Origin of the sequence: Streptomyces sp. MJM8645 (genome assembly GCF_001625365.1) — a bacterium.
GTDB lineage: Bacteria > Actinomycetota > Actinomycetes > Streptomycetales > Streptomycetaceae > Kitasatospora.
Window position 1 is genome coordinate 4,958,885 of sequence record NZ_LJJF01000001.1, and the last position, 20,445, is coordinate 4,979,329.

The following is a 20,445-nucleotide window of genomic DNA, read 5'->3' on the forward strand; positions in this document are numbered from 1 at the left end:
CGGCCGGGAGGTACCCCCATTACGCATCCCGCTTGGACGCACGCCCGAATCGCCCAAGTACGCCCAGTACGAGGACGATCCGGGCGCACGCCCAGCCGGGCGCCCAACGCCGCGGGCTGATCCGCCAAGATCGACCGGACAGGACCTAGCGCAGCTGCAGCCCGTTGGTCAGCAGTTCGGCGACCAGCTCGGGCCGGGCCGTCGCGACCGATCCCGCCGAGTACGGCGGCTGCGGGTCGTACTCGATGACCAGCTGGATCGCCTCCGCGGTCGCGTCCCCGGCCATCAGTCCGGTCAGCGTCAGCGCGAGGTCGATCCCGGCCGAGACCCCGGCCGCGGTCGCGTACTTGCCGTCGACCACGACCCGCTCCGTCCCGGTCGGCTCCGCCCCGAATGTCTTCAGCGCGTCGAGGCAGCACCAGTGCGAGGTGGCCCGGCGCCCCGCCAGCAGTCCGGCAGCGCCCAGCAGCAGGGAGCCCGAGCAGACCGAGGTGGTCCAGGTGGTGGTGGCGTCCACCGCGCGCACCCACTCCAGCACGGCCTGGTCGGTCAGCCGGGCCTCCGTCCCGGGCCCGCCCGGGACGAGCAGCACGTCGGCCGCGTCCACCTCGTCCAGGGAGGCCTCCGCGGTCAGCGACAGGGTCTTCATGTCGGTGCGGACCGGGCCGTGCTTCGCGGCGGTGAACACCACCTCGGCGCCGGGGATGCGGGACAGCACCTCGCAGGGGCCGACGGCGTCCAGGGCGGTGAACTCGTCGTAGAGCAGAACGGCGATGAGCATCAGTGTCCTCCAACAGGATCGGGTCGGAAGCGGCGTCGGTACTCGGCGGGCGGGGCGGCCAGGGACCGGACGAAGGCGCGCCGCATCGCCTCCGGGGTGCCGTAGCCGCAGGAGCGCGCGATCTCCTCGATGCCGTCGGCGGTGTCCTCCAGCAGCCGCCGGGCGGCCTCCAGCCGGACCCCGTCCACGTACCGGCCCGGGGTCACCCCCACCTCGGTGGCGAAGGCCCGGGCGAAGTGCCGTGGTGACAGCGCCGACCGGCGGGCCAGCGCCTCGACGGACAGGTCGGCCTCCGGGTGCTCGGCGATCCACCGCTGCACCTCGCGCAGCGGCTGCCGGGCTGCCACCTGGGCGGCCAGCTGGGTGCTGAACTGGGCCTGGTTGCCCGGCCGGCGCAGGAAGACCACCAGGTGGCGGGCGATCAGCAGGGCGGCGTCGCGTCCCAGGTCCTCCTCGACCAGGGCCAGCGCCAGGTCGATCCCGGCGGTGACCCCGGCCGAGGTGGCGACGTTCCCGTCCCGGACGTGGATCGGGTCCGGGTCCACCTCGACGTCCGGGAACCGCCGGGCCAGCGCCTCGCAGTACGCCCAGTGCGTGGTCGCCCGGCGCCCGGCCAGCAGCCCGGCCTCGGCGAGCAGGAAGGCCCCGGTGCACACCGACACCACCCGCTCGGCCCGGCCGGCCAGCTCCCGGATCCGTGCCACCAGCGCACCGTCCGGGAGGGCGCTGCCCAGCCCGCCGGGGACCAGCAGGGTGTGCACCGGCCCGACCTCGGCCAGGTCCGCGTCCGGCAGCAGCCGCAGTCCGCTGTGGCTGCGCACCGGCCCGCCGCCCGGGGAGGCGGTGGTCACCCGGTACGCCCCCGGCTGCCCGGCGGCCGCGCCCGCCCCCGTGAAGACCTCCACGGGACCGGTCACGTCGAGGCTCTGCACGCCCTCGTAGAGGACGACGACCACGCTGCGCGCTCTCATGCGACCAGCCTGTCACCGGGTCGCAGTGGCAGCAATGACCCGTTTCCCACCTTTCCTGCCACCGTCGGTGGGGATGCCGGTGGGGGTGCCGGTGGGGAACGTGGAAACGCCGGAAGGCCCCTCGCTCTCGCGAAGGGCCTTCCGGCTGTCTGTGCGCCGCCAGGGACTCGAACCCCGGACCCGCTGATTAAGAGTCAGCTGCTCTAACCAACTGAGCTAGCGGCGCCTGCTGACGCGGAGAACATTACCTGGTCAGCAGCCGAAACACACAATCGGCCCGGGCGGCTGGGTGCGCAGCGTCACGGCACCAGGACCACCTTGCCCCGGACGTGCCCCGCGCCGACCAGCCGGTGGGCCTCGGCGGCCCGCTCCAGCGGCAACGCCTCGGCGACCTCCAGCCGCAGCCCGCCCGCCTCCCGCAGCCGCACCAGCTCGGTCAGCCGCGCGGCCGTGCGCGGCCCCCGCAGCCCCCGGACGCCCAGCCGCTCGGCCTCCGGGTAGTCGACCACGGTGCCGATCCGGCTCCGGTCGGAGACCAGCTCGACGGAGGCCGCCAGCGTGCCCCGCCCGGCGGCGTCGAAGGCGGCGTCCACGCCCTGCGGCGCCACCGCCCGGACCCGCTCGACCAGCCCCTCGCCGTACGCGACCGGGATCGCGCCCAGGTCGCGCAGGTAGTCGTGGTTGCGCTCGCTCGCGGTGCCGATCACGGTGGCGCCCCAGGCCCGGGCGAGCTGGACGGCGACGGTGCCGACCCCGCCGGAGGCACCGTGCACCAGCACGGTGTCGCCGGGGCCGACCGCGAGCAGGGTGAGCGCCAGGTGCGCGGTCTGGCCGGAGGCGGAGAGCGAGCCGGCCTGCTCCCAGGGCATGCCGGCGGGCTTGGCCACCAGCTGGGCGGCGTCCACCGTGACGAGCTCGGCCTGGCTGTCCAGGAAGCGGAAGCCCAGCACCTCGTCGCCGACCTGCCAGCCGGAGCCGTCCGGTCCGAGCCGGTCCACCACTCCGGCGAACTCGTTGCCGAGGACGAACGGCGGCTCGACGACGGCCCCCGGCGGGCGGAAGCCCTCCCGGATCGCGAGGTCGACCGGCTGCACCCCGGCGGCGAAGACCCGCACCCGCACCTCGCCCGGCCCGGGTTCCGGGTCGGGCACCTCGGTGACCCGCAGGACCTCCGGACCGCCGGACCGCGTCACGGTGACCGCCTTCATGTCTGCTCCCGCCCTCTCGAATGTTCGACATTCGACTGCTTGACTGTTCGACCGCCCCCGATCCTCAGACCTAAAGTCCGCTTGAGGTCAAGCCACTGTTCGGCCCGCTGTTCGGCGCGTCTTCGCCGATGGGCGCATTGTCAGATTTATCCTGGGCGGCGCTCAGCCGTCCGTTGTCGAGAGGAACGTTTCCGTGGGCCAGCTGCCCCTGTTCTTCCTGGTGCTGCTCGCCTCCGTGGTGACCATGCCGCTCGCACGCAAGACCGGAGTCCCGCAACCGGTCCTGATGACCCTGCTCGGCATCGTCATGGCGCTCGTCCCGCAGATCCCGGACGTCACCATCGAACCCGAGCTGATCCTCCCGCTGGTCCTGCCGCCGCTGATCTTCGCGGTCGCCCGGCGCTCCTCGGTGCGCTACTTCAAGGCCAACGTCCGCTCGATCCTGCTGCTGGCCGTCGCCCTGGTGGTGGTCACCACGGCCGCGGTGGCCGGGGCGGTGCACTGGCTGCTGCCCGCCCTGCCGGTCGCCGCCGCGATCGCGGTCGGCGCGCTGGTCTCCCCGCCCGACCCGGTGGCCGCCGTCGCGGTGGCCGGCAGCGTCGGCCTGCCCCGGCGCCTGGTGTCGATCCTGGAGAGCGAGGGCCTGTTCAACGACGTCACCGCGATCGTCGTCTACTCGCTGGCCATCGAGGCCGTGGTCAGCGGTGATTTCTCGGTCGGCCACGCGGTGCTGCGCTTCATCCTGTCCGCGGTGCTCGCCGTGGTCGTCGGCATCGCCCTCGGCTGGGTCAACACCAAACTCGCCGAGCGCCTGGACGACCCGACCCAGCAGGTCGCGCTCAACCTGCTGGTGCCCTTCGCCGCCTACGCCATCGCCGAGGAGATCCACGGCTCCGGCGTGCTCGCCGTCGTGGTCTGCGCGCTCTACCTCGCGGAGCGGGCCTCCGACGCCGACGCCGTCTCCTTCCGGCTGGTCGGCAACGCCTTCTGGGAGGTCGTCGAGATCCTGATCACCGGCGTCGCCTTCGGCCTGATCGGCCTGGAGCTGGCCACCGTGCTCAAGGAGGCCGGCCGCGGCTGGACCGGTTTCATCGGCGACGCCGCCGTGGTCATCGGCGTGGTCGTGGTGGTCCGGCTGCTCTGGCTGCTGCCGGCCGGCTGGCTGTCGAAGAAGCTGCGCAGCGGCGACGACGAGGACACCCCGTTCAGCTGGAAGGAGAGCGTGATCCTCTGGTGGTCCGGCATGCGCGGCGTGGCCACCGTCGCCCTGGCCCTCGCCATCCCGCTCACCCTGCACTCCGGCGAGGAGTTCCCCGAGCGTGGCCGCCTGGTCTTCATCGCCTTCAGCGTGGTGCTGTTCACCCTGCTGGTGCAGGGCCTCACCCTGCCCTGGCTGGCCAAGCGGTTCGAACTGGACATCGACCAGGACAAGCACGAGCAGGCCGTGCGCCAGCTCTGGTGGCGGGCCGCCAAGGCGGGGCTCAGGCGGCTGGGCGAACTGGAGGAGCAGGACCGGCTGCCCGCCGAGGTCGCCGACCGCCTGCGGGACCGTCAGCACGACCGGCTGGCCCGGCTCTGCCCGGAGAACTACGCCGAGGAGGAGGCCGCCGAGGCCAAGCTGCGGCTCAGCCAGTGGCGGGCCGCCCGGGAGGTCGAACAGGAGATGATCGCCGCCTCCCGGCGCGAGATGCTCGCCGCCCGCAGCGAACTCGGCGCCGACCCGGAGCTGGTCGACCAGGTGCTGCGGGGGCTGGACCTGCGCTCGGAACGCAAGTGACGGCCTGTCCGGCCCCGCCGGGCGGAATGTGCGCGACCGGCTCCGCGGTTGCATAGGCTGAGCCCGGGCAGGCCGTCAACGGAGTCGGCGTACCACCAGTACCCGCACGACCTCGCGAGACCCTCACCGCCTGGCCCTGCCGGTTTCTGCACCCAGATGAATCGAGGAACCACCGATGTCGGAGACCCGTGCCGACGCCCGCACCCCGCTCGACCGCACCCCGCAGTGGGCCGCCCTCGGCAAGCACCGGGCCGCGCTGGGCGAGACGCACCTGCGCGAGCTGTTCGCCGCCGACCCGGAGCGCGGCCGCCGCTACACCCTCCAGGTCGGCGACCTGCACGTGGACTACGCCAAGCACCTGGTCACCGACGAGACGCTGGAGCTGCTGCGCGAACTCGCCGCGGCCACCGGCGTCGCCGAGCTGCGGGACGCGATGTTCCGCGGCGAGAAGATCAACAACACCGAGCACCGCGCCGTCCTGCACACCGCGCTGCGCGCCCCGTGCGGTGCCGTGATCGAGGTCGACGGCGAGAACGTGGTGCCCGCCGTGCACGCCGTCCTCGACAAGATGGCCGGCTTCGCCGAGCGGGTCCGCGGCGGCGAGTGGCGCGGCCACACCGGCAAGCCGATCCGCACCGTCGTCAACATCGGCATCGGCGGCTCCGACCTCGGCCCCGCGATGGCCTACGAGGTGCTCCGCTCGTTCGCCAAGCGCGACCTCGACGTCCGCTTCGTCTCCAACGTGGACGGCGCCGACCTGCACGAGGCGGTCCGCGACCTCGACCCGGCCGAGACGCTGTTCATCGTCGCCTCGAAGACCTTCACCACCATCGAGACCATCACCAACGCGGTCTCGGCCCGCGACTGGCTGCTCACCGGTCTGGGCGCCGGCACCGAGGCGGTGGCCAAGCACTTCGTCGCGCTGTCCACCAACGCCGAGGGCGTGCGGGACTTCGGCATCGACACCGACAACATGTTCGAGTTCTGGGACTGGGTCGGTGGCCGCTACTCCTTCGACTCGGCGATCGGCCTCTCGCTGATGATCGCCATCGGCCCGGACGCCTTCCGCGAGATGCTGGACGGCTTCCACCTGGTCGACGAGCACTTCCGCACCGCGCCGCCGGAGCAGAACGTCCCGTTGCTGCTCGGCCTGCTCGGCGTCTGGTACGGCGCGTTCTTCGACGCCCAGGCGCACGCCGTGCTGCCCTACTCGCATTACCTGTCGAAGTTCACCGCCTACCTCCAGCAGCTGGACATGGAGTCCAACGGCAAGTCGGTGACCCGCGACGGCTCGCCGGTGACCTGGCAGACCGGCCCGGTGGTCTGGGGCACCCCCGGCACCAACGGCCAGCACGCCTACTACCAGCTGCTGCACCAGGGCACCAAGCTGATCCCGGCCGACTTCATCGGCTTCGCCAAGCCGGTCGCCGACCTGCTCCCGGGCCTGGTCGCCCAGCACGACCTGCTGCTGGCCAACTTCTTCGCCCAGACCCAGGCGCTGGCCTTCGGCAAGACCCCGGAGGAGGTGGCGGCCGAGGGCGTCCCCGCCGAACTCGTCCCGCACAAGACCTTCCAGGGCAACCACCCGACCAGCACCATCTTGGCCGCCGAGCTGACCCCCTCGGTGCTCGGCCAGCTGGTCGCGCTCTACGAGCACAAGGTCTTCGTCCAGGGCGCGATCTGGAACATCGACTCCTTCGACCAGTGGGGCGTCGAGCTGGGCAAGGTGCTTGCCAAGCGGATCGAGCCGGTGCTGCTGACCGGCGAGGGCGCGGAACAGCTGGACAGCTCCACCGCCGAGCTGGTCGCCCGCTACCGCGCGCTGCGCGGCCGCTGAGCCCCGGTCGGGCCGTCCGCTCCGGCGGGCGGCCCGGTCCTGCTTCCTTGTCCGCCGGCTCGCGGTTCGCGGTTCGCGGTTCGCGGTTCGCGCGGGAAACGCCGAGAGGCCCCTCGCTTTCGCAAGGGGCCTCTCGGCTGTCTGTGCGCCGCCAGGGACTCGAACCCCGGACCCGCTGATTAAGAGTCAGCTGCTCTAACCAACTGAGCTAGCGGCGCCTGCTGACAGAGAAGACTTTAGCAGCGCCCGGGGTCCGCGCCAAAATCGAATACCGGCCGTCCGCCGTTCACCCCCCGGTCACGGCCGCCGCGCCGGCCGGCACGGCCGCGGCTGGCTCCCGGGCCGCCCGCACGCACGCCCACAGCACCACCGAGGCGCCCGGCAGCCACGGCTCCCGGTCCTCCGGGGCGACGATCCACCGGCCGGAGCCCAGCCCGGGGGAGTCCGGGCCGTTCACCATCCGCTGCACCGGTGGCACGGTCACCGCGTCGCCCTTGCCGTGGCACAGCAGGGGCGGCACGTCCCGGGCCCACTCCTCCCAGGCCAGCAGCCGGCGCAGCCGGGGCCCCGCACCGGGCTGGACGAACAGCAGCGTCCGCCCCCGGTAGGAGGCGACCGGCCCGCAGCCGGGCCCGGAGGCCCACAGCTCGTCCAGCACCCGGCGGCCGAACAGCGACGGCATGCTGATCACGTCGAAGGCGCGCCCGCAGGGCAGCACCGAGGGCGCCCACGGCCGGGCCTCCCAGAGGGCGCGCATGCTGCGCGGGTACTCGCTGGCGGAGGCGAGCCAGGCCTCGCCGGCCACGGTGACGTACTCCACCGACTGATACGTCCAGATGTCCACGGACAGCAGCCTGTGCCGTCCGGGGGCCGGACGGGAGGGAAAGCACGGTTTGCCGGACAGGACGACGGGGAACGGCGTACCCTTCCCCGCTCGCGCATATGCCAGCGGCCGATGCCGGGGCACCGGAGCGCCGGGTGCCTGGCGCTCCGGCGCCTTGTGCCCGGCGGCGCTCAGTCCTCGTGGCGGCGGGGCTGGAGCAGCCCGCGGCCGTACTCGATCATCTTGGCCGCGTAGTCGGGGGTCCAGTCCGCCCGCTGCGCGATCTCGGCGTCGGACAGCGCGTCGAAGCGGCGCGGGTCCGCCAGCTGCGCGGCGGCGACCGCCTGGAAGTCGGTGGCCCGCTCGGCGGCCGTCCGGAAGGCCAGGGCCAGCTCGGTGGAGCGGCGCAGCAGCTCCGTGGGGTCGTCGATCGACTCCAGATCGAAGAATCGTTCCGGCTCCGGCTCGGCGGACTGCGGCTCGAACAGCAGCTGCACCGGACGCAGACGCCGCGCGGGGTCGGCCTGACCGCCGTGGTCGGACGCCTTCGTGTGGGAGTCGGGCATGGACGGACACCTCCGGGTCTCGGTGGGGGTGGGCGGCGGCTGCTCCGGGCCGCGCCGCACGGCCGTGGCCGCCGTCCATTGTCGCGCGGCGGCGGCCGGTAACGGAACGGTGCGCGTGCGGGCGCTATTCCCCCGTACGCGCCGGGGTCGCGCTACTCCTTCGGGTGGTCGGGCGCGTGCGGCGACGTCGGGGCGTCGGGGCCGTCGTTGTCCCGGGTGTCCCAGCGATCCGCCACCCCAGGGAGAACCCATGCCCGTACACAAGGGCCTCGCGGCCGGACTCCTGCTGATCACCCCGGCCCTCGGACTGGCCGCGGCACCTGCGGCCGGGGCCGCCGAGACGACCACCGTGGTGACCGGGCCGTGGAGCGGCCCGGGCGGCTGGTCGACGGCGACCTGCCCCGAAGGCTCCCACCTCACCGGGGGCGGCTACGCCTTCCGGCCCGCCGGCTCCGGCGACGCCGTCCTGGTCAACGCGCCGAACCCCGACGACCCGAGCACCTGGGCGGTGCGGGCCGGGCACGGGACCGTCCAGGCCTACGCCGCCTGCGAGACCGAGACCGAGACCGAGACCAAGGCCTGATCCGCCCGCCCGGTCGCTCAGCCCAGCCGCTCAGCCCAGCCGCACCCGGTGGCCGCTCAGGTGGTGCAGCACCTGATGGTTGGCCTCCCAGCCGTCCGGAAAGGCGACCGGGACGCCCAGCTGGACCGGCTCGGTGGACGGGTGCTCGTCCAGCAGCTCGCCGATCCCGGCCCGGGCCACCACGATGCAGGCGTGCCGGTGCCGGGAGGCGAGCACGCACAGCCGGCCGGTCTCCAGGTGGAAGGCCGTCGCGTCGGGCCGTCCGGAGAGCGGGTGCAGCACCACCGTGACGTCGTACTCGCGGCCCTGCAGCCGGTTGGCGGTGTCCACCGTGACGGCCGGGCCGGCCGCCTGGTCCACCGGGACGCCGACCTTGAGCAGGGCCGCGCGGACGGCCGCGGCCTGGTCCCGGTGGGCGGTGCCGACCGCGATCCGATCCGCGGTGAGGGAGGCCTCGCCCTGTTCGGAGCGGGCGGTCAGCCCGCGCTCCAGCAACCGCCGGACGGTGGCCGCGACGGCCGCCACCGCCTGCGGATCGGTCCGCACGGTGTGCCGGGCGGGCAGCTCCAGCAGCGCCCAGCCGTGCTCGGCGGCCCGGTCGATCGCGGCGTCCAGCGCGCCGCCGTCCGGCCGGACGGCGGCGGTCAGCCGGCGGTCGTCCGGGCCGGTGCCGGAGCGGAACGGCGTGTACGGGTAGAACGCCCGCGAGATCAGCGGCGCCGCGCTGGCCGGCAACCGCCAGGAGACCGGCAGCCGGTGCGGCTCGATCTGCGGGTTGTGCGCCAGCATGGTGACCACGGCGCTGCTCGACGGGTCGTACGACAGGCCCGCCCACTGCTCGGTGCCGACCACGGTGAACGGGTCCAGCTGGCCCGGATCGCCGACGAACAGCGCCCGCTCGAACAGCCGGGCCACCGCGAGCAGGGCGTCCGAACGCATCTGGTACGCCTCGTCGACGATCGCGTGCCGCCACGGCGCCTCGGCCCGCACCCACTGCCACTTCGCCGAGGTGGAGACCACCACGTCGTGCTCGACCAGCTCGGCGACCTTGTCGGAGGGCGTGACGTTGGCGTGCTTCAGCACCTCCGGGCCGGGCCGGGCGTCGGCGGCGTGCAGCCGGCCGATCGTCAGGTCCGGCGCCTTCTCGGCGAGTCGGCCGACCAGGTCGTCCACCTGGCCGTTGGTCTGGGCGACGATCATCAGCCGCTCGCCGGCCTCGACCAGCTCCCGGGCCGCCCGCACCACCAGCGTCGACTTCCCGGCGCCGGGCGGGGAATCGACCACCACGCCGCGCGGGGCGCCGGCCGCCGGGTGGACGGTCGCGGCCAGGATCCGGGCCACGGCGGCGTCGGCGGCCGCGCCCGGTGCCTGCTCGGCGCTCAACTCGGCCATCATTCCCACTCCTCGGAGACGGACGGGGCGGGTACGGGGGCGGCGCCGGGCGGGCCGCCGTGCGTCCACGGGGTGTCGTCCGGCTCGGGCAGCGGCGCGGACTGGCGGACCGTCAGCTCGAACAGGGTGAAGGTGACCGGATCGCCGGGCTCGGGCAGACTGCCCGGCTCGGGCTCCTTCCTGCGCCCCATGCCGGACAGCAGGCGCAGGGTGATGGTGCCCCCGGCCGGGTCGACCGCCGCGATCTCCGCCTTCTGCGGGGACCGGCCGCCGCCGGCCTCCGGCTGGGGGGACCCCCACACCCGGTGCGCCTCCCGCCCGAGATCCGCGTGCGGGCGGTCGGCGGTGCGCAGGGTGATCAGCGGGCGCGGCTTGGGGGAGCGGCCGGTGGTGTCGTAGTCCGGCACCACCTCGGTCACCACGCCGCTGAACGCCTCGCCGGACAGCCGGTGTTCGGCCATCGCCAGCGGATCGTCCAGTGCCTCCTGGACGTCCAGCCGGGTCTGCTCGCGCTCGCGCTGGGCGAGCTTGCGGGCGGCCGTGACGGCGTCGTCCTGCCGCGGCTGCGGCGGCTCGCCGGCCGCCAGCCGGTCCCGGTGGCCGGTGTAGGACCAGCGGTCGCCGGTCCAGCGCTCCGCCAGGTGCCCGGCGGGCGGCAGCCCGCGCAACAGGTCCAGACCGCGCCAGACGTCCCGCCAGGTGGGCAGCAGCACGGCCGCCAGCACCTCGCGCAACTGCTCGACCGCCGCCCGGACGGCCGCCCGGGCGCGCTCGGCGGCGGCCTCGTCGCGCTGCTCGGCGCTGTGCTGAAGGGCGGCCGTGGCGGTGTCGTAGCGGGCGATCGCCGGGGCGAGCACGAACTCGTCGAAGCGCGGATCGGTGGCCGGGCCGGCCGGCGGGTGCAGCAACTGCCCCCGGTCGTCCCGGGCGGACTCGGCGCGCTCGGCCGCCTCGGCACCGGTCAGGCCGCCCGGCGGGGCGTGCCAGGCCAGGTGGGCGGCCAGGTGCTGGTCCTCCAGGTGGCTCTGGCCGGTGGCCCAGTGCCGGGCCAGCAAACCGGTCATCGGCAGCAGCAGGCTGGTGCCGGGCACCTGGGCGCGGTCGGTGAGGTGGGTCAGCCAGCGGCCGAGCAGCGGCACCCGCACCGGCGCGGGGTACGGCCCCGGCTCGTCGTCCTCGACCGTCCGGCGGAACCGGGTGGAGCGGCCGAGCAGGGCCAGGTGCCGCACGCCCGCGCCGTTCGGCACGATCAGCTGCGGCGCGTCGGCGCACAGCTCGCGGAACACCTGGGTCTTCTCGCCGGTCTCCGGGTCCTTCTCGGAGCCCTCGATCTGCTCCACGTCCTCGGCGAAGGACTCCAGGTACGGCAGCAGGTCGGCGGCCAGCTCGGCCAGGAAGTCGAACCGCAGGGTGCGGTTGAGCGGCTGCGGCACCAGGTGCAGCCGGGGCGCGTCCCGGTCGGTGCCCAGCAGCACCGCCAGCGGCGCGCCGGCCTCGCCGGCGGCCGTCAGCGGCACGACCACCATCGGGCGGTCGGACAGGTGCCGGTGCCGGACGGTGGCCAGCGGCTCGGCCCGCCCGCTGCGGACGGCCTCCAGCCGGGCGAGGGTGGTCAGCAGGCTCATGCGCGCGCCCCCGCTTCGGGCCCGCCGCGTTCGCGCACGGCCGTGCTGCGCCCGCTCACGCGTGACCCGCCGTCGGGGCCTTGCCCAGCGCCTCGGCGCGCAGCGCGGCCGCGTAGGCCAGCCGTTCGGCGGCCTCGTCCACGTCCGCGTCCTTGTCCACGTCGGCGGTGTCAGTGTCCAGGCTGATGCCGGCTTCGGCGGCGGCCAGGGCCCGCGTCACCGTCCGGATGCTGCCCAGTTCGCCGCGCACGCCCCGGCCGAGCTGCTCGACCCGGTCGCCGCAGCGGGCCTGGGCGCGGCAGTGGAAGCCGAGCTCGCAGGTGGAGAGGCAGTCCGGGCCGTACGCGGCGGGCACCGCCTCGACCGAGGCGGTCAGCTCCTCGGCGGAGCGGGCCGGCACGCCCTCCTCGTCGGCCGCCAGGTCGAAGTCGGCGCCCGCCGGCAGCTCCGCCAGCAGCCGGTCGATGCCGGTCATCCGGCTCAGCTGGCGGCGGGTGGTGGCGAGCTCGCGCCGGACGTCGACGGCGACGGCCGTCGGCCGGTTGCCGAAGTCCTTCGGGCAGACCAGCAGCACGCTCGACCGGGGGCTGCCGGGCAGCCGCTGCTCGGTGTACGGGTCGTCGGCGAGCGGGTGGCCGGCCAGCGCGGCGGCGGTCCGCTGGAGCGCCAGCACGTACACGGCGGCCTGGCGGGCGGCGGCGCCGACCTTGGCCGGGTCCGCGCCGCCGTCCAGCACCGGGAAGGACTTGATCTCGACCACCGTGCACCGGCCGCCGTGCACCACGACCGCGTCCGGCTCCAGGTAGGCGGTGCCGCCGGCCACGTCCAGGCGCAGCATCGGGTGGTCCAGCAGCGTCCAGGCGTCCGGGTCGGCGGCGGCCCGGGCCAGCGCCTCGACCGTCCGGTCGGCCCGGACGGCGGGCCCGGAGCGGTGCAGCAGATCCGGCACCTGCAAGGGGGTGCCGCCGTCCGCCGGGACGCCGAGGTGGCCGCGCAGCGGCTCCAGCAGCGCGGCGTAGTCGTCCGCCTTCAGCCGGGACTCGAAGATCACGCCGCGGGCGATCGCGAACGGGGACTGCCCGAAGGGCGCGGGGCGGCCGAGCCGGGCGGCCAGCGTCGACTTGTCCACCCCCGCAGCGTCGAGCACGGCGCGGCGGTGGCAGCCCGGATTGGCGGCGAGCGCGGCGAGGGAACGGGCGTTCAGGCTGCGCTGCGGCGCGGGACCGCGCAGTTCGGCGAGCCGCTGGGCGAGCGGCTCAGCGTGCCCGGTGGACGGGACGTTCGTCGAGACGTTCATGGTGCGGCCCAGTGTCGCACCCGGGTCCGACAATGCGGTGCGGACCGGCCTGTTCCGGCCTGAACCGCGCGTGCGTGCCGGATGGGGGACACCTCGCGCCCCGGTCGGCCCGGGTGCCGAGACCGTTCCGGACCGGCGCCGCCTCCGGACCGTTTCGATCCGGAGCCGCCTTCGGACCGTTTCGGACCGGCCCGCGATCGTGCCCGCCGTCCGGGTGAGGGATCATGGAACCCGGTGCTCAAGGGTGAGACCGACCGTTGCCACCACCCCGCTGCGAGGAGCCTGCCATGCCCGCCCGAATCGTGCTGGTCCGCCACGGCGAGACCGAATGGTCGGCCACCGGCCGCCACACCGGCCGCACCGACATCCCGCTGACCGAGGAGGGCCGGGCGATGGCCCGGGCGCTCGGCGCCCGCCTCGCCAAGGCCCCCTGGAACGGGATGCCGGACGCGCTCGTCTACACCAGCCCGCTCGGCCGCGCCAAGGAGACCTGCGCCCTGGCCGGCTTCGGCGACCGGGCGGTGGAGCGCCCGGAGCTCCTGGAGTGGGACTACGGCCAGTACGAGGGCCGCACCGGCGCGGACATCCGTGCCACCGACCACCCCGGCTGGCTGATCTGGCGCGACGGCGTGCCCGGTGGCGAGAAGCTCTCCGAGGTGGCCGCCCGGGTGGACGCCTTCCTCGCCGGCCTCAACGAGGAGCACGGCGTCCCCGAGCCGGACACCACCGTCATGCACTGCGCGGACCGGGACGTCGTCCTGTTCGCGCACGGCCACCTGCTGCGCATCCTGACCGCGCGCTGGCTGGGCCTGCCGCCCGAGTTCGCCCAGCGCTTCAAGCTCGGCACCGCCGCGCTCTGCGTGCTCTCCTGGGAGTACGGCGCGCCGGCCGTGGAGGTCTGGAACGACCTCTCCCACCTGGAGGGCCTGGCCGCCGGTCACTGACGGACGGTCAGGAGCCGCGCCTCAGGCGGCCGCCGCCTGGTCGTACCCGGTCAGGAAGTGGCGGACCTCGGTCACGGCGGCGTGCGGGCGCAACCGTTCGGCGGTGTCCGCCAGCATGCTCCGGATCCGGGCCGAGCGGACCTCGCCGAACAGCGCCACGGCGGCCGAACCGTGGTGCGCCGCACCCGCCAAGTCGCCCCGGCCGAGCCGGTCGTGGGCCAGCTCGGCGGTGTACAGCACCCGGTTGCGGACGAAGTGCGGTTTCTGCAGCGCTATGGCCAGTCCGGCCTGCTCGCTGGCGCGGTCCCAGTCGCCGAGTGCGGACCAGCACTGCGACTGCAGGCCGGCGATCTCCGCCTCGCCGAAGAAGGACATCCACTCCGGATCCCCCTCGGCGCGGCCGCGGTCGAACAGCGTGTACGCCCGGGCGAGCGCGCGTTCGCAGGCGGCGCGGTCCTGCAGCAGCGCCCAGCCGCCGGCCTCCCGCATGGCCAGCAGCGCGAGCAGCCGGGCGGAGTCCAGCTGGCGGGCGGCGACCTGCCCGGCCTGGGCGGCGCGCAGCGCCTCGCGGGGGCGGCCGGCGTCCCGGGCGAGGAAGGCGCTGTTGCAGAACACGTGCGCCTCCAGTGCGGCGTCGCCGGCCATGCGGGCGGTGGCGAGCGCCTCGGCGTAGAGCGAGCGGGCGTCCGCCAGCCGGTTCGAATCGTGCGCCAACCAGCCCACCGAGATGGCGAGTTCGCCGGCCCCGGCCTGGAGCCGGCGTTCGGTCTCCGCGCTGTACTCGCCCTCGTTGAGCAGCAGGTAGGCGGTGCGCAGCGACTGCCCGGCGCGTTCGAACAGGGTGTCGCCGCCGTGCGCGTCGTCGGCCAGCCGGATCTCCCGGACGGCCTGCTCGACGCCGAGCACCTCGGCGGCGCCGACCCTGCGGGGTGGCGGTACCGGCCCGGGGCGGCCGGGCACGAAGGCGCCGGGGCCGGGCTCGAACAGCACCGGCGCGGCGGGGTCGGCGGCGGCACCGCCGGTGGCCGCGGCGGCGGCCACGGTCGGCCGGTCGATGCCGATCACGGTGGCCAGCGCGGTCGGGCCGCCGGCCAGGAACGTACGGCGACGCACGTCGTCGTTCTCCTCGTCGAGATAGGGCGATCCATCAGGCCCCCGGGGCGCCGCGACGGCCCTCGGCCACGGGGGCCTGTTCGGAGCGGCTGGATCCGCGTACGGCGAGGCAGCGTACGGGAGTTGAGTGGAGAGTGGTGAGCGCGGGGCGGGCGGGGGCGGGAACGGTGGGTGGAGCGGGGGGGCTTGGGCCCTCCCGCCGGCGCCGTCCGCCGGGCGGCGGCGGACGGCGGTCCGGGGGGAGAAGCCGAGTTCGGTGAGCGCGCGGTCCGGCCACATGTGTCGGAAGACCCGCTCGTACGCGTAGTTGGGGCAGCGGATCTCGCCGGATTCGACCCGCCCGACGTAGCGGGCGTCGCAGGACACGTGCTCCCCGATCTCCCGGGCCGCCCGGCGCACGGCCATGGCGAACTCGCCGGGTGAGCGGTTGCCGCGCAGTGCGCGCATCACGGCGTTGGGTGACGGGCGGTTCGGCTCGGCCGGTGGGGTGGCTGCCATGGTGCGCTCCGTGGTCGTGCGGAGGGTGGTGGTGCGGGTGCGCGGCCGGCGGCGCCGGAGGTGCGCGGGTGTCGGGTGCGGGGGCGAAGTGCGGGTACGGTCCGGGTGTCGGCACGGTGGTGCGCGACGGTGCGGGAACGGCCCGGTGTGGCCGGTGGGGTCGTCGTGACCCGCCACCGACAGTACCGGGCGTGACCGGTCGACCACAGCCGGTTTATGGGAGATGTGCCCCCAATTCGGTATAAAGCGGGCGTGGTTGCGGGTTATCCGCCATGAAATGCCATGCCTTGCTGTAAGGCGCCCCGTGGCCTGTGAGGTGTCCGCCGCGTTGTCCTGATACGTGGAAGCCCAGGCCGTCGCCCCGGCCTGCCGTCCGTCCCCGCGGCCCCCACCTTCCGGGCGGCGGCGCTTTTGACCCGACGAGGTACAGGAGGGCCCATGATGGCCACCGGACTGTCGCAGTACCGACCGGCCGCCGGCGGCGTGCTCGCCGGCGCCGCCCCCGCCCTGCTCCCCGACCCGGCCGACGACCGGATCCCCGGCCGGGGCCCGGTCGAAGGCGGACGCGCCCCCCGCGGCGGCCGGCACCCCGGCCACCGCCTCGGCCCCGGACCGGACCAGGACACCCTCGTCACCAGCTGCGACACCGTGACGGTCGCCCTGCGGCACGGCTTGGAGGCGGTGGACATCCTGCGGCTGCGCAGGGCCTGCGGGGCCGTCCTGCAGAGCCGCAACGGCAGCACCGTCACCTTCCTCGTCCCCGTCGGCACCAGCGAGACCTGGCACCTGCCAGGCAGCTCCTGTACCGCCGGCGCCCTGCTGCCGACCGCCACCGACCCGCGGTGGGTGATGCCCCCCTCCGGCGCCGCCTGCGCCGCCCGCCCCACCGACGCCTGGGTGCTCCGCTCCGCCCTCTGCGAGGCCGCCTGCACGCTCACCGCAGGCGGCCTCGGCCCGTTCTAGCGGGCGTGCCGTGCGGATCCCGCCGGGCCCGCGAGCCTGGCCCGCCCCTCCGGCCGGATCCACCTGGCACGCCCCCTGATCTCCCTGACCTCCCGGATCTCCCTGACCTCCCTGACCAGCGAGGCCGCCCCGCCCGGCGGCGATAATGGCGGTCATGGGACGAAGCAGCAGAGCAGCCCGGGGCGCGGGCCGCGGCACCGAGCGCGACACCGGGCCGGACGTCACCGGCCCCGGCGGCCGCACCCACGCCCAGGGCCCGCTCACCCGTCCGGTCGGCTCCGGCCTCGCCGAACTGCGGCCCGACCGGGACCGCCCCGCGGCCTGGTCGCTGCTGATCGACGGCGCCCCGCAGTCCATGGTCGACCTCGCCGACCCCACCCACCTCGGTTTCGAGTACCAGCGCCGGCTCGGCCACCTGATCGACCTGGTCGCCCCGTCCGGCCGCCCGCTCACCGTGCTGCACCTCGGCGGCGGCGCCCTCACCCTGGCCCGTTACGTCGCGGCCACCCGGCCCCGCTCCCGCCAGCAGGTCGCCGAGATCGACACCGCGCTCACCGAACTCGTCCGCACCGAGCTGCCGTTGGAGCGCGGCTGGCAGATCAAGGTGCGCGGTGCCGACGCCCGCAGCGTGCTCGAACGCACCCCCGAGGGCAGCGTCGACCTGGTCATCACCGACGTCTTCTCCGGCGCCCGCACCCCGGCCCACTGCACCACCGTCGAGTTCACCGCCCTCGCCGCCCGCGCCCTCGCCCCCGGCGGCTGGTACGCGGCCAACATCGCCGACGGCTCGGCGCTGCCCTTCGCCCGCTCCCAGATCGCCACCCTCGGCGCGGTCTTCCCCGAACTGTGCCTGGTCGCCGACCCCGCCGTCCTGCGCGGCAAGCGCTTCGGCAACCTCGTCCTCGCCGGCGCCCACGCACCCCTCCCGATCGCCGACCTCACCCGCCGCGTCGCCTCCGACGCCGCCCTCGGCCGGGTCGAACACGGCTCCGCCCTCACCGCGTTCGCCGCCGGGGCCGTCCCCGCCACGGACGCCACCGCCGCCCCCTCCCCGGCCCCGCCCCCGGGCGTCTTCCGCTGACCACCCCGAGGGGTTGCCCCCGGGCGTGAACGTCCGCGGCCGGCGCTGGAACCGTCGCCAGGAGCGTGAGTCCGGTCAGTGCCCGCGCGGCAGGCCGCGGTGCTTGCACATGGCCGCGCCGGTCAGCAGCAGCCCGGCGGCGATCGGCGCGAGGACGGCGGTCGCGGTGGCGGAACCGTCGCCCACGGCCGTCACCGTGGCGGTGTCGGCGAGCGCGAGGGTTTCGGACGGTTGGGCGGGTGCGCCGGGCCCGACCGGCAGGGCGGTGGTGGCGCCCGTCCGGTCACGGCTCGTGGCGGGTCCGGCCGCGCTCCGCCCGTCCGGGGCGGTGGCCTCCTGGACCGGGGGCGCACCGGCCGCCCCGGGCGGGCGGGCGGTGGCGGCCGGTGCGGCGGAGCGGACTCCGGTGGCGCCGGGCCGTGCGGTGGCGGGCAGTTCGGCGGGCCCGCCCTCCCGGGAGGCGCGGGTCTCGGCGGGGCGGCCTTGGGCGGGGACGGTGTCGGGCAGGCCGGAGGCGATCGCGAAGGCGTCGGGGACGGCGGCCCGTTGCCCGGGCAGGGGGAGTCCGCCGGCTCGGATCCGGTCCTGGAAGACGCTGCCGACCGTGCCGGTGGCGCCGTCGATCCCGGCGTCGGGGACGGTGCCGGTCAGTTCCCCGACGAGCCCGGGGGAGGGGCGCTCGGCCTCCTCGGCCGCCGGGCGCCCGGGGTCGTCGGACCGCTCGGCCGACGGACCGTCGTACGCGGGCCGCCCGGCCTGGGCGAGCCGGCCGGGCGCGGGCCCGCCGGCCAGGGTGCGGCGGACGGCGGGCCGGGTCTGGTCCGGCAGCGGGTCGGCGCAGGCGGCCTGCGCGCCGAAGCCCCCGAGTTGGGCGAGGAGGGCGCCACCGGCGGCGAGGACGCGGGGCAGCCACCGGCCGATCGCGCGCCGTACGCCGACGCCGCGGGGGGCGGGTTCCTGGGGCTTGGTCGCGTGATTGGCTCGCATGTGAGTTGAGAACGAGCGGACGGGTCGTGAGGTCACGCCCGCCGTCACGGACAGTCATCGCACGGGTGGCCCCGGGCCGGGTTGCCCGGGGCCACCGGCCGTGGCGCGGTCAGGAGTTGGGGCGCAGGGTCCAGGTGACGGTCATCACGCCGGTGACGGCGCCGTCGGCGCGGGTGATCTCGACGGTGACCGGGAACTCCGGGCGGCCGCCGGCGTCCAGCTCGGCGACGACCTCGGCGGCGGGGCGGCCGAGGACGGCGGTGGCGGTGACCTCGCCCATGGCGAGCTTCTTGTAGGCGATCTCGGCGTTCACCGCGAGCGGCACGGCCCGGGAGAGCTGGTCGCCGAAGGCGGCGAGCACGATGCAGCCGCTGGCGGACTCGGCGAGGGTGAACATCGCGCCGGCGTGCGGTCCGCCGACGTGGTTGTGGTACGCGGGCTGGTCGGGCAGCCGCAGCACGGCGCGGTCCGGGGTGGTCTCCAGGTACTCCAGCTTGAGGGTGTGCGCCATCGGCACGGTGGAGTCGAGCAGCTGGCCGATCGAAGGTGTGGTCATGGCAGGAATGTTACTAGCCGGTAGCTTCTGGCGGCAGGCCTGCGCCGGGAAAACCCGAACCGCGGTGGAGAGTTGAGGGAACGCGAAAACGCCTGAGGGGCCGATCTCTCGAAGAGATCGGCCCCTCAGGCTCTGGGGTGAGTGACGGGACTTGAACCCGCGGCCACCTGGACCACAACCAGGTGCTCTACCAACTGAGCTACACCCACCATCTGTCCGGTCCGTTCCCGCTTCCGCGTTCCCGTTCCGACAGGAAGAACTCTACAGGATCCGAGAGGGTGCTCGCGCCAGGCTTTCGTCCGGGCGAACGCGGGCACCTCCCCCGGGCTCCTCGGGTCAGCCCTCCGGGGCCTGGTACTTCTCGGCGATGGCGCGCGCGGTGTCGGTGTCCGGTCCGGGCTGCGGGACGAACACCGCCTCGCGGTAGTACCGCAGTTCGTCGATGCTCTCGCGGATGTCGGCCAGCGCCCGGTGGTTGCCGCCCTTCTGCGGGCTGTTGTAGTACGCCTTCGGGTACCAGCGGCGGGCCAGCTCCTTGATCGAGGAGACGTCCACGATCCGGTAGTGCAGGTGCTTCTCCAGGGCCGGCATGTCCCGGGCGAGGAAGCCGCGGTCGGTGGCCACCGAGTTCCCGCACAGCGGCGTCCGGCCGGCCTCCGGCACGTGCTCGCGGATGTACGCGAGCACCCGCGCCTCCGCCTCGGCCAGCGTCACACCCTGCTCCAGCTCCTCCAGCAGGCCGGAGGAGGTGTGCATCGCGCGCACCACCTCGGGCATGCCCGCCAGCGCCTCCGCCGGCGGGCGGATGATGACGTCCACACCCTCGCCGAGGATGTTGAGCTCGGAGTCCGTCACCAGTGCCGCGACCTCGACCAGGGCGTCCTGGTCGAGGTCGAGGCCGGTCATTTCACAGTCGATCCATACCAAACGGTCATTCACACAACTCACCCTACGGCGCGATCACGCGCCGCGGGGACCGGCGGAGCCGAGCGGGGCTCCGGGGCACAGCCCTCGGCCTGGTGCTCCTCCGCGCCGCCGTGCGGGCCGTGGCCGTCCGGCCGCTCGCCCTCCCGCCCGGTCCGGACCGCGTGGCCGTCCCGAGTCGGACGGGCCTCGCGCGCCGCCCGGGCACCGTCGGCCGCCGCCGCCCGGCCGCCCTGCGGACGGGCCTGCGGCACCCGCGCCTGCCGGCCCCGGAGCTCGCCCGCCCCGGTCGCCGGCTGCCCGGCGGGGGCGGGGGCCGGCACCCGGCCGGTCGCCGAGCCGTGACCGCGGGCGGAGCCCGCCGCGGCACCCGGCTCGTCCGCGGGCCGTTCGACCGCACTGCGGTGCCCCTGCCCCTGGCCGCGCGCCCCCGGCTGGGGGTGGCCGTCCTCCGCCGCCGCGTGCTCCGCGGTGCGCGGCGGACGCCCCGCCCCCGACCCGGCCTGCGGCGGCACCAGC

Annotated in this window: 18 protein-coding genes and 3 tRNA genes; 6 read left to right on the top strand and 15 right to left on the bottom strand. The window is 75.2% G+C overall.

All coding sequences use genetic code 11. From position 1 onward, the window contains the following. Positions 1-145: 145 nt before the first annotated feature. From A6F73_RS21440 to A6F73_RS21455, 4 genes are all read right to left on the bottom strand, one after another. Positions 146-781: a DJ-1/PfpI family protein gene (locus tag A6F73_RS21440; RefSeq protein ID WP_063349284.1), complete on the bottom strand. Its 636-nt coding sequence runs from the start codon at positions 779-781 to the stop codon at positions 146-148. After that, positions 781-1,752 carry a GlxA family transcriptional regulator gene (locus tag A6F73_RS21445; protein WP_063349285.1) on the bottom strand — a complete coding sequence of 324 codons (972 nt, stop codon included), beginning with the start codon at positions 1,750-1,752 and terminating at the stop codon, positions 781-783. Before A6F73_RS21445 ends, A6F73_RS21440 begins: the two co-directional genes overlap by 1 nt. Positions 1,753-1,904: 152 nt before the next feature. Continuing rightward, positions 1,905-1,978 (bottom strand) — tRNA-Lys (locus A6F73_RS21450). 73 nt (positions 1,979-2,051) lie between these two features. Beyond that, positions 2,052-2,960, bottom strand: coding sequence for an NADP-dependent oxidoreductase (locus tag A6F73_RS21455; protein ID WP_063349286.1), 909 nt, complete (start codon positions 2,958-2,960; stop codon positions 2,052-2,054). 193 nt (positions 2,961-3,153) lie between these two features. On the opposite strand from A6F73_RS21455, the gene A6F73_RS21460 reads away from it, so the two are divergent. Further along, the gene (locus A6F73_RS21460) at positions 3,154-4,737 is read left to right on the top strand and encodes a Na+/H+ antiporter (RefSeq protein WP_167745871.1); all 1,584 of its coding nucleotides are present in this window, start codon (positions 3,154-3,156) and stop codon (positions 4,735-4,737) included. A 175-nt stretch (positions 4,738-4,912) separates the two neighbouring features. Beyond that, on the top strand, positions 4,913-6,574 hold the full coding sequence (gene pgi, locus A6F73_RS21465) for a glucose-6-phosphate isomerase (protein WP_063349287.1): 1,662 nt from the start codon (positions 4,913-4,915) through the stop codon (positions 6,572-6,574). A 144-nt stretch (positions 6,575-6,718) separates the two neighbouring features. Here the strand turns inward: pgi and A6F73_RS21470 are convergent. The 3 genes from A6F73_RS21470 to A6F73_RS21480 all read right to left on the bottom strand — a co-directional run bounded on the left by A6F73_RS21470 (position 6,719) and on the right by A6F73_RS21480 (position 7,963). Beyond that, positions 6,719-6,792 (bottom strand) — tRNA-Lys (locus tag A6F73_RS21470). Positions 6,793-6,860: 68 nt separating this feature from the next. Then, the gene (locus A6F73_RS21475; protein WP_347878548.1) at positions 6,861-7,541 is read right to left on the bottom strand and encodes a bifunctional DNA primase/polymerase; all 681 of its coding nucleotides are present in this window, start codon (positions 7,539-7,541) and stop codon (positions 6,861-6,863) included. Positions 7,542-7,588: 47 nt separating this feature from the next. Continuing rightward, positions 7,589-7,963, bottom strand: coding sequence for a hypothetical protein (locus tag A6F73_RS21480; RefSeq protein WP_063349289.1), 375 nt, complete (start codon positions 7,961-7,963; stop codon positions 7,589-7,591). Positions 7,964-8,213: 250 nt separating this feature from the next. On the opposite strand from A6F73_RS21480, the gene A6F73_RS21485 reads away from it, so the two are divergent. Beyond that, positions 8,214-8,546 carry a hypothetical protein gene (locus tag A6F73_RS21485; RefSeq protein WP_063349290.1) on the top strand — a complete coding sequence of 111 codons (333 nt, stop codon included), beginning with the start codon at positions 8,214-8,216 and terminating at the stop codon, positions 8,544-8,546. Positions 8,547-8,576: 30 nt separating this feature from the next. On the opposite strand, the gene A6F73_RS21490 is transcribed toward A6F73_RS21485, so the two are convergent. The 3 genes from A6F73_RS21490 to A6F73_RS21500 are packed head-to-tail and all read right to left on the bottom strand — an operon-like array spanning position 8,577 to position 12,860. After that, on the bottom strand, positions 8,577-9,941 hold the full coding sequence (locus A6F73_RS21490) for an AAA family ATPase (protein WP_063349291.1): 1,365 nt from the start codon (positions 9,939-9,941) through the stop codon (positions 8,577-8,579). Then, on the bottom strand, positions 9,938-11,563 hold the full coding sequence (locus A6F73_RS21495) for a hypothetical protein (RefSeq protein ID WP_063349292.1): 1,626 nt from the start codon (positions 11,561-11,563) through the stop codon (positions 9,938-9,940). The genes A6F73_RS21490 and A6F73_RS21495 overlap by 4 nt, the downstream gene beginning before the upstream one ends. Positions 11,564-11,618: 55 nt before the next feature. Then, complete coding sequence (locus A6F73_RS21500) at positions 11,619-12,860, bottom strand: hypothetical protein (protein ID WP_063349293.1); 1,242 nt, start codon at positions 12,858-12,860, stop codon at positions 11,619-11,621. A gap of 287 nt (positions 12,861-13,147) precedes the next feature. On the opposite strand from A6F73_RS21500, the gene A6F73_RS21505 reads away from it, so the two are divergent. Further along, on the top strand, positions 13,148-13,804 hold the full coding sequence (locus A6F73_RS21505; RefSeq protein WP_063349294.1) for a histidine phosphatase family protein: 657 nt from the start codon (positions 13,148-13,150) through the stop codon (positions 13,802-13,804). A gap of 21 nt (positions 13,805-13,825) precedes the next feature. Here the strand turns inward: A6F73_RS21505 and A6F73_RS21510 are convergent, their stop codons facing one another. After that, the gene (locus A6F73_RS21510) at positions 13,826-15,415 is read right to left on the bottom strand and encodes a hypothetical protein (RefSeq protein ID WP_063349295.1); all 1,590 of its coding nucleotides are present in this window, start codon (positions 15,413-15,415) and stop codon (positions 13,826-13,828) included. Positions 15,416-15,853: 438 nt separating this feature from the next. Here A6F73_RS21510 and A6F73_RS42540 point away from each other — a divergent pair, with 438 nt between their 5' ends. Together A6F73_RS42540 and A6F73_RS21520 are read left to right on the top strand one after the other, a co-directional pair. Then, a complete protein-coding gene (locus A6F73_RS42540; RefSeq protein WP_208869100.1) occupies positions 15,854-16,378 on the top strand; it encodes a hypothetical protein in 525 nt (174 codons plus the stop codon). A 145-nt stretch (positions 16,379-16,523) separates the two neighbouring features. Then, positions 16,524-17,459: a fused MFS/spermidine synthase gene (locus tag A6F73_RS21520; protein ID WP_079135867.1), complete on the top strand. Its 936-nt coding sequence runs from the start codon at positions 16,524-16,526 to the stop codon at positions 17,457-17,459. Between the two features lie 75 nt (positions 17,460-17,534). Here the strand turns inward: A6F73_RS21520 and A6F73_RS21525 are convergent, their stop codons facing one another. From A6F73_RS21525 to orn, 4 genes are all read right to left on the bottom strand, one after another. Beyond that, on the bottom strand, positions 17,535-18,446 hold the full coding sequence (locus A6F73_RS21525) for a hypothetical protein (protein ID WP_063349297.1): 912 nt from the start codon (positions 18,444-18,446) through the stop codon (positions 17,535-17,537). 109 nt (positions 18,447-18,555) lie between these two features. Then, a complete protein-coding gene (locus tag A6F73_RS21530; protein ID WP_063349298.1) occupies positions 18,556-19,002 on the bottom strand; it encodes a DUF4442 domain-containing protein in 447 nt (148 codons plus the stop codon). 133 nt (positions 19,003-19,135) lie between these two features. Next, a tRNA-His gene (locus A6F73_RS21535) sits at positions 19,136-19,211 on the bottom strand. Positions 19,212-19,338: 127 nt separating this feature from the next. Next, on the bottom strand, positions 19,339-19,941 hold the full coding sequence (gene orn, locus A6F73_RS21540; protein ID WP_063349299.1) for an oligoribonuclease: 603 nt from the start codon (positions 19,939-19,941) through the stop codon (positions 19,339-19,341). Between the last annotated feature and the right edge of the window lie 504 nt (positions 19,942-20,445).